Source organism: Microbacterium sp. (assembly GCF_041909575.1).
In the GTDB taxonomy this organism is placed as follows: Bacteria; Actinomycetota; Actinomycetes; order Actinomycetales; family Microbacteriaceae; genus Microbacterium.
On the sequence record NZ_JAYRDE010000094.1, the window covers coordinates 1 to 11982 of the forward strand.

The 11982-nt window shown below is 70.9% G+C and carries 12 protein-coding genes and 1 pseudogene; 9 read left to right on the forward strand and 4 right to left on the reverse strand.

Annotation, left to right across the window (positions count from 1 at the left end):
• From ACE3O1_RS12115 to ACE3O1_RS12125, 3 genes and pseudogenes are all read right to left on the reverse strand, one after another.
• Positions 1-305 (reverse strand): annotated as a pseudogene (locus tag ACE3O1_RS12115) (keto-deoxy-phosphogluconate aldolase); the annotation flags it as partial.
• The gene (locus ACE3O1_RS12120) at positions 302-1060 is read right to left on the reverse strand and encodes an SDR family oxidoreductase (RefSeq protein ID WP_374315374.1); all 759 of its coding nucleotides are present in this window, start codon (positions 1058-1060) and stop codon (positions 302-304) included. The gene ACE3O1_RS12120 and the pseudogene ACE3O1_RS12115, both read right to left, overlap by 4 nt.
• Positions 1057-2079: a zinc-binding dehydrogenase gene (locus ACE3O1_RS12125; protein WP_374315376.1), complete on the reverse strand. Its 1023-nt coding sequence runs from the start codon at positions 2077-2079 to the stop codon at positions 1057-1059. Before ACE3O1_RS12125 ends, ACE3O1_RS12120 begins: the two co-directional genes overlap by 4 nt.
• 149 nt (positions 2080-2228) lie before the next feature.
• Between ACE3O1_RS12125 and ACE3O1_RS12130 the strand changes: the two genes are divergently transcribed.
• The 6 genes from ACE3O1_RS12130 to ACE3O1_RS12155 all read left to right on the forward strand — a co-directional run bounded on the left by ACE3O1_RS12130 (position 2229) and on the right by ACE3O1_RS12155 (position 8447).
• Positions 2229-3398, forward strand: a complete 1170-nt coding sequence (locus ACE3O1_RS12130; protein WP_374315378.1) for a CaiB/BaiF CoA transferase family protein — start codon at positions 2229-2231, stop codon at positions 3396-3398.
• Position 3399: 1 nt separating this feature from the next.
• Positions 3400-4533 carry an extracellular solute-binding protein gene (locus ACE3O1_RS12135; RefSeq protein ID WP_374315380.1) on the forward strand — a complete coding sequence of 378 codons (1134 nt, stop codon included), beginning with the start codon at positions 3400-3402 and terminating at the stop codon, positions 4531-4533.
• The gene (locus tag ACE3O1_RS12140) at positions 4530-4991 is read left to right on the forward strand and encodes a MaoC/PaaZ C-terminal domain-containing protein (RefSeq protein ID WP_374315382.1); all 462 of its coding nucleotides are present in this window, start codon (positions 4530-4532) and stop codon (positions 4989-4991) included. Before ACE3O1_RS12135 ends, ACE3O1_RS12140 begins: the two co-directional genes overlap by 4 nt.
• Before the next feature lie 37 nt (positions 4992-5028).
• A complete protein-coding gene (locus ACE3O1_RS12145; protein ID WP_374315384.1) occupies positions 5029-6042 on the forward strand; it encodes a LacI family DNA-binding transcriptional regulator in 1014 nt (337 codons plus the stop codon).
• Between the two features lie 129 nt (positions 6043-6171).
• Positions 6172-7149, forward strand: coding sequence for an aldo/keto reductase (locus ACE3O1_RS12150; RefSeq protein ID WP_374315386.1), 978 nt, complete (start codon positions 6172-6174; stop codon positions 7147-7149).
• Positions 7146-8447 carry an L-fuconate dehydratase gene (locus tag ACE3O1_RS12155; protein ID WP_374315388.1) on the forward strand — a complete coding sequence of 434 codons (1302 nt, stop codon included), beginning with the start codon at positions 7146-7148 and terminating at the stop codon, positions 8445-8447. Before ACE3O1_RS12150 ends, ACE3O1_RS12155 begins: the two co-directional genes overlap by 4 nt.
• A 3-nt stretch (positions 8448-8450) precedes the next feature.
• Here ACE3O1_RS12155 and ACE3O1_RS12160 read toward each other — a convergent pair whose 3' ends face one another.
• Positions 8451-9191: a FadR/GntR family transcriptional regulator gene (locus tag ACE3O1_RS12160; protein ID WP_374315390.1), complete on the reverse strand. Its 741-nt coding sequence runs from the start codon at positions 9189-9191 to the stop codon at positions 8451-8453.
• A 107-nt stretch (positions 9192-9298) separates the two neighbouring features.
• On the opposite strand from ACE3O1_RS12160, the gene ACE3O1_RS12165 reads away from it, so the two are divergent.
• The 3 genes from ACE3O1_RS12165 to ACE3O1_RS12175 form a co-directional block, all read left to right on the forward strand.
• Complete coding sequence (locus ACE3O1_RS12165) at positions 9299-10471, forward strand: mandelate racemase/muconate lactonizing enzyme family protein (RefSeq protein ID WP_374315392.1); 1173 nt, start codon at positions 9299-9301, stop codon at positions 10469-10471.
• Positions 10458-11126, forward strand: coding sequence for an RraA family protein (locus ACE3O1_RS12170; protein WP_374315394.1), 669 nt, complete (start codon positions 10458-10460; stop codon positions 11124-11126). Before ACE3O1_RS12165 ends, ACE3O1_RS12170 begins: the two co-directional genes overlap by 14 nt.
• Positions 11127-11167: 41 nt before the next feature.
• Positions 11168-11982, forward strand: an 815-nt coding sequence (locus ACE3O1_RS12175) for an amidohydrolase (protein WP_374315396.1), incomplete at its 3' end; no start/stop codon positions are given.

Below are 11982 nucleotides of genomic sequence, written 5' to 3' on the forward strand. Positions count from 1 at the left end.
AGACGGGCCGCAACGGCGTGGTCGTACCCGGGCGTCACCGCGAACGCGGCACCGGCCGAGGCCACGGCATCCGCCTGCTCATCGGTGAGCACGGTGCCGGCGCCCGCGAGGAACCCGTCGACTCCGGCCGCCGCCTCGAGGGCGCCGAGCGCCGCGGGAGTGCGCAGCGCGAACTCGGCGCACGCGATGCCGCCGTCGCGCAGGGCCTGGGCGAGGTCGCGCCCGCGCGACGCCTCGTGGAGGACGACGACCGGCACGATGCCGATCCGTTCGATCTCGGCGATCACGGGCGGCGTGGCGGTCATCGTCCGAGCCATCCGCCGTCGACGGGGAGGGTGATCCCCGAGACGTAGTCCGACGCCGGCGACGCGAGGAACACGGTGGCACCCGCCAGATCGGATGCCTCGCCCCAGCGCCCTGCGGGGATCCGCTCGAGGATCGCGGCCGATCGTGCCGGGTCGGCGCGGAGGGCCTCGGTGTTGTCGGTGACGATGTAGCCCGGCGCGATCGCGTTGACGTTGACCCCGCGGGATGTCCACTCGTTGGCGAGCGCCTTCGTGAGCCCGGCGATGCCGGACTTGGCCGCCGTGTACCCGGGGACGTTGATGCCGCCCTGGAAGCTGAGGAGCGACGCCGTGAAGATGACCTTGCCGCGGCCGCGCTCCAGCATCGGGCGGGCCACGGCCTGCGTCAGGCGGAAGGGGCTGGAGAGGTTGATCTGCAGCACCCGGTCCCACGCCTCGAGCGGATGCTCCGCCGCCGGCGCCCGCTCGATGGTGCCGGCATTGTTCACGAGGATGTCGACGCGGCGCCCGGCCAGCGTCCGCCCGAGCTCGTCGACGGCCGCCGGGTCGGCGAAGTCGCACGCGACGCCCTCGAACGCGCGGCCCGCCGCCGTCACCGCCCGTTCGATGTCACTGCCCGCCGCGGTCTGCGACGCGCTGACGCCGATGATGTCGGCGCCGGCCTCGGCCAGCGCCACCGCCATCGCGAAGCCGATGCCGCGCCGCGCTCCCGTGACGACGGCCGTGCTGCCCTCGAGGGAGAACAGGCCGGTCATCGCTGACCCGCCACGTCGACGAGGATCTTCATCGCGCGCCCCGCCTCGAGGTCGGCGAAGGCCTCGGCCGTCGCGCTGAGGGGGACGATCCGCGTGATGAGGAGATCGGCGGGGATCACGCCCTCGGCGACCAGCTCGACGGCGGTCTCGAAGTCGCGGCGCTCGTAGACTCGCGCGCCGAGGATGCTGAGCTCCCGCCAGAACACGCGCTGCAGGTCGATCTCGCGCGGCGTCGGATGAATGGCGACGACGACGATCGTGCCGCGCACCTTGGCGAGCGACGTTGCACCGAGGACGGCCTGAGCAGCCCCGGACACTTCGAACACGACGTCGGCCCCGGCGCCCCCGGTCCATTCCTCGACGGCGGCGACCTGGTCGCGCTCACGGGGGTCGAGGGTGGCGAAGCCGAGTCCCTCGATCTGCGTGCGGCGCTTCTCGTCGAGCTCGATGACCAGCACGTCGGCGCCGAAGTGACGAGCGACCGTGGCGATGAGCACGCCGATCGGACCGCCGCCGATGACGACCGCCGTATCGCCCCGCTGCAGGTTCGCGCGCCGCACGTCATGAACGGCGACGGCGACCGGCTCGACGAGCGCCGCATGATCCAGCGCGACTCCCGCCGGCAGGCGCACGAGCGTCTCGGCCGGGACGTTCCACAGCGCCTGGAGGGAACCGGGCGAGTCGATGCCGATGAAGTCGAGGTTCTGGCAGATGTGCTCGTTGCCCGCGAGGCACGCCGGGCACGTGCCGTCCCAGGCCAGCGGCATCACCGTCACGCCGTCGCCGACGGTCCAGCCGGTGACGCCGGGACCGAGCGCCGCGATCGTGCCGCTCATCTCGTGGCCGAAGACGAGCGGCGTCTGCACGCGGGCATCCATCGAGCCGTGGAAGATGTGCAGATCCGTGCCGCAGAGCCCGGTGTAGGCGACCGCGATCTGAACCTGGCCGGGTTCGGGTGCGCTCGGCTCGGCCTCGGACACCTCGATCGTGCGGTTTCCGCTGTACGTCGCTGTCAGCACCGGTGCTCCTAAAGATCAGATGAATTGGTCGGTCCCATCATGCCCTATCGTTCGAGCGATGTCGCCTTGCGGCCGGTTGCTCCATAAACTAGCATGAGCAAACGATTGATCACAGATGATCATGAAATCGGAGAAAGCAGCTCACACCGATGACCGCATCGAACATCAGACCCCTCGAGGGCCTGCTCGTTCTGGACTTCAGTCAGTTCCTCGCCGGGCCGGTGGCTGCCCTGCGGCTCGCCGACCTCGGCGCCCGCGTCGTCAAGATCGAGCGTCCCGGGGTCGGCGACATCGGCCGCACCCTCGCCTTCGCCGGCCGCACGATCGACGGCGACACCGTCTCGTTCCATGCGATGAACCGCAACAAGGAGTCGGTGACGGCCGACCTGAAGAATCCGGACGACCTCGCCTACGTCAAGCAGCTCATCGCCCGCGCCGACGTGGTGATCCAGAACTTCCGTCCCGGCGTCATGGAGCGCATCGGCCTCGACTACGACTCGGTGCGCGAGATCAATCCGTCGATCGTCTACGCCAGCGCCACCGGCTACGGCACCGAGGGGCCGTGGCGCGATCGCCCCGGTCAGGATCTGCTCGCACAGTCCATCTCGGGACTTCCGTGGCTCAGCGGCTCGAAGCAGGACGGCCCCGTTCCGGTGGGGCTGTCGATCGCCGACCATCTGCTGAGCTGCCACATCGCTCAGGGGGTCACGGCGCTCCTGGTGCGGCGCTTCCGCACCGGCGAGGGCGGGCATGTCGAGTCGAGTCTGCTCGAGGCCATGCTCGACCTGCAGTTCGAACTGCTCAGCACGAAGCTCAACGACGACTCCATCCGCGTGGAGCGGCATGGCGCCCACTCGGCTCACGCCTTCCTGGCCGCGCCGTACGGCACCTACCCCACGCGCGACGGCTACATCGCGCTCGCGATGAACCCGATCCCGAAGCTCGGAGCCCTGCTCGAGCTGCCCGAGCTCGAGGCGATGACCGACCCCCAGGAGGCCTGGGACCGGCAGGAGGAGATCGAGGCGATCCTCGCCGCGCGCTTCGCGACCGACACCACCGAGCGGTGGCTGACCACCCTCGATGCGGCCGACGTGTGGTGCGCGCCCGTGCTCACGCTCGACGAGCTGCTCGCGTCGGAGGGGTTCGCCGCCATCGGCATGACGCAGCAGGTCGCCCGGGGCGGGACGGCGATCTCGACCACACGCAGCCCGTTGCGCATCGACGGCGAGATCCTCACCAGCAGCAAAGCCGCGCCGGTCCTCGGCGAGGACGACGAGCGAGTGCGCGCGGAGTTCCCGCCCGTGCGGGAAAGGGCCTGACGTGACGACGATCCTCCGGGGCATCACGTGGGAGCACGCGCGCGGCTACGGCAGCGTCGCCGCCGCGGCCGAGGCCTATCGCGCCGTTGCGCCCGACGTGGAGGTGCGATGGGAGCAGCGCTCCCTGCAGGCCTTCGCCGATCAGCCGCTCGAGCAGCTGGTCGAGGACTACGACCTCCTCGTGATCGATCACCCGCACATCCCGCTCGCCGCCGAGCACGGCCTCTTCCTGCGGCTGGACGGCACCGGCCACGACGACGAGCTCGCCGTGCTCGCCGGGCAGTCCGTCGGCGCATCGCACGAGTCGTACGCGCACGCCGGCGGTCAGTGGGGTCTGGCGACGGATGCCGCGGCCCAGGTCGCCGCGTACCGGCCCGACCTTCTGCCCGAGCCGCCGCGCGACTGGGACGGCGTGCTCGCGCTCGCCGCCGAGGGGCGGGTGCTCTGGCCGTACAAGCCGGTAGACGCGTTCTCCAGCCTCGTCACCGTCGCGTCCGGCAACGGCGAGGAGCCGATGCGCTCGCCGGGCGTCTTCCTCTCGCCCGACGCGCTCGGCGAGGCGATGGAGACGCTGCGCAGGCTCGCGCGCCTCGTTCCCGAGACCAACAGCGCCTGGAACCCGATCCAGGCCGCCGATGCGCTGAGCGACGGCGACCGCTTCGCGTACGTCCCGCTGATGTTCGGCTACACGAACTACAGCCGTGCCGGGTTCCGGGCGCATCGCCTGCGCTACATCGACATCCCCGCCTCCCGCGAGGGAGTGCGCGGCTCGCTGCTCGGCGGCGCCGGCATCGCGGTGTCGGCACGGACGCGGCATCCGGAGCAGGCCGTCGACCACGCGTTCTGGCTGGACTCCGCCTCGGTGCAGGAGGGCGTCTACTACGACGCCGGCGGGCAGCCGGGCAACGCCGTGGCGTGGGAGAGCAACCGCACGAACGCCGACTCGCTCGACTTCTTCCGCGGCACGCGCGCGACACTCGAGGGCGCATACGTGCGTCCGCGGTTCGTGCACTACATCGAGCTGCAGAACGCGCTGTCCGAGCACGTCACCGCCGCGCTGCGCGGGCGGCTCGCCGACGATGCGCTGCGGGAACGCCTCGACGCGGGCGTGCAGGAATGGCTGGTGACGCCATGAGGACGATCGACCGCTGGTACGAGGACATCGAGGTCGGCGAGCGGCGGGAGACCGTCGGCCGCACGATCACCGAGGCCGACATCGTGCTGCACGCCGGGCAGACCGGCGACTTCTTCCCCCACCACATGGACGCCGAGTGGATGGCGACCCAGCCCGCGGGGCAGCGGATCGCGCACGGCACGCTGGTGCTGTCGGTCGCCGTGGGCATGACGGCCGGCGACATCAATCCGCAGGCCATGAGCTACGGCTACGACCGCATCCGGTTCATCCGGCCGGTCTTCATCGGCGACACCATCCGCGTGACCGCCGAGATCACGGAGAAGACCGCGCACGCCAAGCGCCCGGACGAATTCGGGTACGTGCACGAGCTGGTGACGGTGGTCAATCAGCGCGCCGAGACCGTGATGGTGCTCACCCACCTGTATCTCGTCAATCGCCGCGCGCCGGCGGCCTCGTGATCCGCGCCCGCACGTCGCGGATCCCTACACTGGGCCCATGGCCACGCTGAGCGATGTCGCCGCGCGCGCGGGCGTCTCGGTCTCCGCCGTCTCGCGGGTGCTGAGCGACGCCCCCAGTGCGCGGGTGAGCGAGGCGACGCGTCAGCGCATCCACGATGCCGCCGCCGAGCTGGGGTACCGCCCCAACTTCGCCGCCCGGGCGCTCAAGTTCGCCCGCACCAACGTGGTCGGCCTCGTCGTGCCGGACCTCACCAATGCGATCTTCACCGAGCTCATGCGCGGCGTCGAGGACGAGGCGCACCGCCGCGGCTACATGGTGCTGCTCGCGCGGGCGGAGGAGATGCTGGACGACGAGGAGCCGATCCCCCGCCTGATCGGCGAGGGCCGCGTCGACGGCGTGCTGGTGCAGGTCGGCGACAACATGCGCCCGCAGGACCTCGAGAGCCTCGTGACGGGGAAGCTCCCCGTGGTCTTCGTCAACTCGGTCCCTCCGCAGGGCGTGGGGTCGGTGGTGCTCGATGACGAGCGCGGCCTGAGGCTCGCGACCCAGCACCTCATCGACCTCGGGCACACCCGCATCGCGCTGGTGAACGGCCTGCCCGCCTCCGACACCGCCCGACGCCGCGAGGCCGGGTTCCGCGCGACGATGGCGGATGCCGGGCTCGAGGTCCGCGAGGACTACATCACCCGTCTGGGCTACGACCCGCGAAGCGGCGGAGTCGCGCTCTCGGAGCTGGCCGCGCGGGACACGCCCCCGTCGGCCGTCGTCGTCGCGAACGTGAACGCCGCGCACGGCGCGCTGCTCGAAGCGCGGCGTCTCGGGCTGACCGTTCCCGAGGACCTGTCCATCGTCGCGATGCACGACGCCTGGACGGCCGAGAACGCCTGGCCGCCGCTCACCACGGTGCGGATGCCGCTGTACGAGCTCGGGCGCACGGCGATGGCGGCCGTCTTCGATCGGATCACCGCGGGGACCGTCTCCGATGTCGTGGTGCGCGATCCGGCTCCGGCGCTCGTGGTGCGCGAGTCCACGGGCGCTCCTCGCGCCTGATCCCTCACTCCTCGCGAGCAGTGAGCGGATCTATGCGAGCCGCAGTCCTAAGATCAAACGTTGAATCTTCGGAAACCTCTGCCAGTCATCCGATGAATCGGCTAGGCTGGGCGCGAACGGAAGGACGCCATGCGCACGCGTGCACTGCGGCACGGACTCGAGCTGACCGAACTGGGTCTCGGGGCCGCGCAATTGGGAAACCTCTACCGCGTCACGACCGACGACGAGGTCGTGCAGACGGTCGACAGCGCCTGGGAAGGCGGCATCCGCTACTTCGACACGGCGCCGCACTACGGCGTGGGCCTCTCGGAGCGGCGCCTGGGTGCGCAGCTGCGCCGTCGTCCGCGCGATGAGTACGTGGTCTCGACGAAGGTCGGACGTCTCCTCGTCCCCAGCCCCGCCACCGCTCATGAGCGCGACCCGCAGGGATTCGACGTCCCGGCCGATCCCACGCGCGCGTGGGACTTCAGCCGCGACGGCATCCTTCGCTCGGTCGAGGCGTCCCTGGAGCGCACCGGGCTCGACCGGTTCGACATCCTCTACCTTCACGACCCCGACGAGCACTTCGACCAGGCCTCCACGGACGGCATCGGAGCGCTCATCGAACTGCGCGAGCAGGGAGTCGTGCGTGCGGTCGGAGCCGGCATGAACCACGCCGCGCCGCTCGCGGAGCTGATCCGGAGAGCTGACGTCGACGTCGTCATGTGCGCCGGCCGATTCACCCTGCTCGACCATTCCGCCGCAGAGGCGCTCCTTCCTCTCGCACTCGAACGCGGCGTCGGCATCGTCGCCGCCGGCGTCTACAACTCGGGCCTGCTGAGCACCGCGCGCCCGCCGGCCGACGCCACCTATGACTACGCCCCCGCGCCCGCCGCCCTGATCGAGCGCGCGCACGCGATCGCCGACGTGTGCGAGCGGCACGGAGTCACGCTCCCGCAGGCGGCCGTCGCCTACGTCCTGCGCCATCCCGCCGTCGTGTCGGTGGTCCTCGGCGCGCGCGGCCGCAGTCAGGTCGAGCAGAACCTCGCGCGAGCGCAGCAGCCCGTGCCCGACGCCCTGTGGCACGAGCTCGCCGACGGCGGGCTCATCCCGAAGGAGAACGCATGACCACCATCACCGCCGTCACCGCGCACGACGTGCGCTTCCCGACCTCGCTGAGCATGGACGGCTCCGATGCGATGAACAAGGACGGCGACTATTCGGCCGCCTACGTCGTGGTCCACACCGACGATCCCGCGGTCAAAGGGTACGGCTTCACCTTCACCATCGGCCGCGGCAACGACCTGTGCGTCGAGGCCGCCCGCCAGCGCGGCATCCCGCTCGTCGGGCGGCCCGTAGAGGATGCCGTGGCCGACCTGGGCGGGCTCTACCGCGAGCTCGCCTCCGACTCGCAGCTGCGGTGGCTCGGGCCCGAGAAGGGCGTCGTGCACCTGGCCATGGCAGCCGTCATGAACGCGATGTGGGATCTCGCCGCGCGCGTGGCGGGCAAGCCGCTGTGGCGGCTCCTCGCCGACATGACCCCGGAAGAGCTCGTCGACGTCGCCGACCTCCGCTACCTGTCCGACGCGCTCACCCGTGACGAGGCGATCGGCATCCTCGCCGACCTCGCACCGACGCGCGCGGCGCGGATCGCGGAGCTCGAGGCGCGGGGCGGTTACCCGTGCTACACCACGAGCGCCGGCTGGCTCGGCTACAGCGACGAGAAGCTGCGGCGCCTGCTGCAGGAGGCCGTCGACGAGGGCTATCGCCACGTCAAGCTCAAGGTGGGCGCGAACCTCGAGGACGACATCCGTCGTCTCTCGATCGCGCGCGAGGTCATCGGCTGGGACGCGAACCTCATGATCGACGCGAACCAGGTGTGGGACGTGCCCGAGGCGATCGAGTGGATGAGCCACCTCGCCGAGTTCCGTCCGCTGTGGATCGAGGAGCCGACGAGCCCCGACGACGTGCTCGGTCACGCCGCCGTCCGGGCGGCCGTCTCGCCCATCGGCGTCGCGAGCGGCGAGCACGGCATGAACCGCGTGCTGTTCAAGCAGATGTTCCAGGCGCAGGCCATCGACTTCTGCCAGCTGGACTCCGCGCGCCTGGCGAGCGTCAACGAGATCATCGCGGTGTACCTGATGGCGGCCAAGTTCGGCGTGCCGGTGTGCCCTCACGCCGGCGGCGTCGGGCTGTGCGAGCTGGTGCAGCACCTGTCGATCTTCGACTTCGTCTGCGTCTCGGGCACCCTCGAGAACCGCGTGACGGAGTACGTCGACCACCTGCACGAGCACTTCGTCGACCCCTGCATCGTCGAGGACGGCTCCTACGTGCTGCCGAGCCTCCCCGGCTACAGCGCGCAGATGCACGACGCGTCCGTCGAGGAGTACGCGTTCCCCGCCGGCTCCTACTGGGCCTCTCGCTGAGCGCTACCCGTCTTCGGGGAACTCGCCCGCGTGGGCGGCGCTGAACTCCTCGACGCCGAGCAGGTGCACCTCCATGCGGATCCGCGCACGCTCCGGGTCGCGGCGCGCCAGCTCGTCGAGGATGGCGCGGTGCTCGGCCTGCGCTTCGCGCACCGAGCCGCGCTGCGAGATCGCGCGCCACAGCCGTGCGCGGAAGGTGCGCCCTACGAGGGTGTCGATGATCGCCGCGAGCGGGGGGTTGCCGCTGGCCCGCGCGATGATGCGGTGGAACTCCGTGTCGGCGTCGATGAAGGCCTCGAGGTCCATGTCGGGGTCGCTCTCGAGGATGCCGTCCACGACGGCGAGCACGCGATGGAGTTCGCCGAGCTCGGTTTCGGACAGGCGTGTCGCGGCGAGGGCGGCGCTCTCCGCCTCGAGTACCCGCCGGACGGCCAGGAGGTCCTCGGCATGAGCGGGCTGCTGGAGGTCCGCGAGGAATCCGAGCGGGCTCAGCAGCTTCGTCGGATCGAGAGAGGTGACGTACGTGCCGTCGCCCTGGCGGGTTTCCAGGACGCCGAGCGTCGCCAGGGCGCGAACGCCCTCGCGGAGGGACCCGCGCGAGACGCCCAGCCGGGCGGCGAGGTCCTTCTCGACGGGCAGACGCGATCCCGGACCGAGTTCTCCCCGCGTCAGCATCTCCTTGATGCCCTGGATCACGACGTCGGTCTGCGACCGGCTCTCGCCTGCGGGCTGCGCGTCACTCATACGTGTCAGTGTAGGTTCTCGTCAGTCATCCGAGGACTAGGCAGAACTCAATCGTTTGCCCTACGATGAAGATACCTATTCATCCGATGATTTTGGGAGTTTCATAGATGAGCGCCCCTGACAACACATCGATCACGGTCGACACCCTGCGCGCCGTGCTCCTGTCGCACCGGTATGCGCCGGGCGAGGAGCTGACGTGGGTGGGCGGTGTCATCCGCTCGTGGGATGCCGCGCTCGTCGAGGTGACCCTGAGCGACGGCACCACCGGAATCGGCGAGGCCGGCGCCGGGATCATGGCGGCGGTCGCCGTTCCCGGTCTGGTCGAGGCCTACCGTCCCTACCTCGAAGGGCGCACCTTCACGAACCCGCTCGACGTCGGGGACCACCTGCGCGCCTACACCGCCTTCTGGTCGCGCGGCGGCCTGGCGGCCGGTGTCGCGGGAGCGATCGAGACCGCGGTGCTGGATGCCGCGTCCCGCCGCGCCGGCGTGCCGGCCTACGAGCTGCTCGGCGGCCTCGCGCGGGACGATATCGAGGCCTACGCCAGCGGCGGCCTCGGGACGACCTTCGACGACGTGTCGGACTGGGCGACGGCACAGGTGCGGGCCGGCTTCGGCACGGTGAAGTTCCGGGCGATGACCGATCCCGACACCACGATCGACCTGATGAACCATGTCGTCGGCCGGCTGCCCGAGGGGACCCGCTTCATCATCGACGCCGTCCAGGCGTGCGCCTCGCACCCGTGGAGCGTCGCCGACGCCGTGAGGGTGGGCGAGCACGCCGCCCGGCTCGGTGCGCGATGGTACGAGGAACCCGCCCAGGCGGACGACGTCGCGGGATTCGCCGCGGTGCGCCACGCGGTCGACGTGCCGGTGTCGGGGGTCGAGTCCAACGCCACGGAGCGCGAGTTCGCGCAGCTCATCGAGGGCGAGGCGATCGACATCGCCCAGCCCGACGTCACCTTCGTCGGCGGCCCGCGGGCGTTCGCACGTGTCGCGGACCGTGCTGCTGAAGGCGGCGTGGCCTGTGTGCCCCACGTCTGGGGGAGTGCGGTCACGTTCGCCGCCAACCTGCACGTGGCGCTCGCCCACCCGCACGTCGAGCTCTTCGAGTTCTGCACCCTGCCCAACCCGCTGCGCGACGCGATGCGTGCCGAGCCCGTCGACTTCCGCGACGGAAGGATCGGCGCGCCGACCGCACCGGGGCTGGGGCTCGTCCTCACGCCCGAGCTCGAGCAGGAGTTCGCGTTCATTCCGGGAGGCGGACATGTCATTCGCTGAGGAGGGCTTCGAGCCGCAGCCGGGCGACGAGCGGCTGACCACGCCGATCGTGAGCGACTCGTGCGACGCCGCCGGTCTGCGCCATCAGGTGCTGCACGAACGGCTGGCGCCGATCGTGCCCGGAACGCGCGCCATCGGCCGCGCCCGCACCGTCCGCTTCGCGCCGTCGCTCGTCGACAGCCCCGATGACCCCTACGCCGACGCGATCGCCATGATCGACGGCATCCGCGCCGGTCAGTTCGTCGTGATCGCCACCGACGCCAGCAACGACTCCGCCTTCTGGGGCGAGCTGTTCAGCGCTGCGGCGATCGGCTCCGGGGCGGCAGGAGTGGTCACGGACGGGAACCTGCGCGACACCGACCGCATCGCCGCGCTGGGCTTTCCCGCGTTCTCGAAGTCGCGCCGGCCGATCGACTTCCGCGCGCGGCTGCGCATCGTCGACGTCGATGAGCCGGTCGTCCTGTCCGGGGTGCGCATCGAGACCGGGGACCTGGTCATCGCCGACGACGATGGGGTCGTGGTGGTCCCGCGCCGCCACGAGGACGAGGTGCTCGCGCTCGCGCGCGAGCGCGCATCCCGCGAGTCCACGGTCCTCGCCGAACTGCTCGCAGGAGACAGCCTGCGCACGGTGTGGGATCGTCATCGCGTGCTGTGAACGCGCGAACGCCGCATCGCACCGAACGGATGGAGACGAACATGACCTTCCCTGTGATCGACGCCCACCAGCACGTCTGGGATCCGGAGCGCGCCCACTACGACTGGCTGGGGCCTGCGCTCGCCCCCGTCGACGGCGCCATGACGTTCGAGGACCTCGAGCCCGAGCTGAGGGCCGCCGGCGTCGACTTCACCGTGCAGGTGCAGTCCGCCGACAACCCCGAGGACACCGAGATCATGCGCGCGTCGTCGGCCCGGCACCCCGAGGTCGTGGGGGTCGTCGGCTTCGCGCCGCTCGACGACGCGGAGGGGACCGAGCGCACGCTCGACGAGTGGTCGCCGGACTCGCTGATGGTCGGGGTGCGGAACCTGATCCACAACAAGCCCGACCCGGATTGGCTGCTGCGGCCAGAGGTCGACGCCGCGCTGGCCGTCCTGGAGCGCCGGGGCGTGGCCCTCGACGTCGTTGCGGTGCTCCCGAGGCACCTCGAGATCGTCCCGATCCTCTCGGAGCGTCATCCCGGGCTGCGCATGGTCATCGACCATCTCGCCAAGCCGCCGATCGGGCTCAGCGGTGATCAGCCATGGGACCGCCTCATGGCGGCGGCCGCCGAGAATCCCCTCGTGCACGGCAAGGTCAGCGGGCTCTACTCGGCGACGGACGACATCGGCTCGTGGACGACCGCGGCGATCCGCCCGTTCTTCGACCGCGCGGTGGAGCTGTTCGGCCCTGAGCGCCTCATGTACGGCGGGGACTGGCCGATCTCGGTGCTCGCCGGCGGCTACACGCGCGTCTGGAACGGGTTGCAGCCACTCTTCGATTCCCTCGACGACCGCGCGCGCGAGCAGATCCTCGG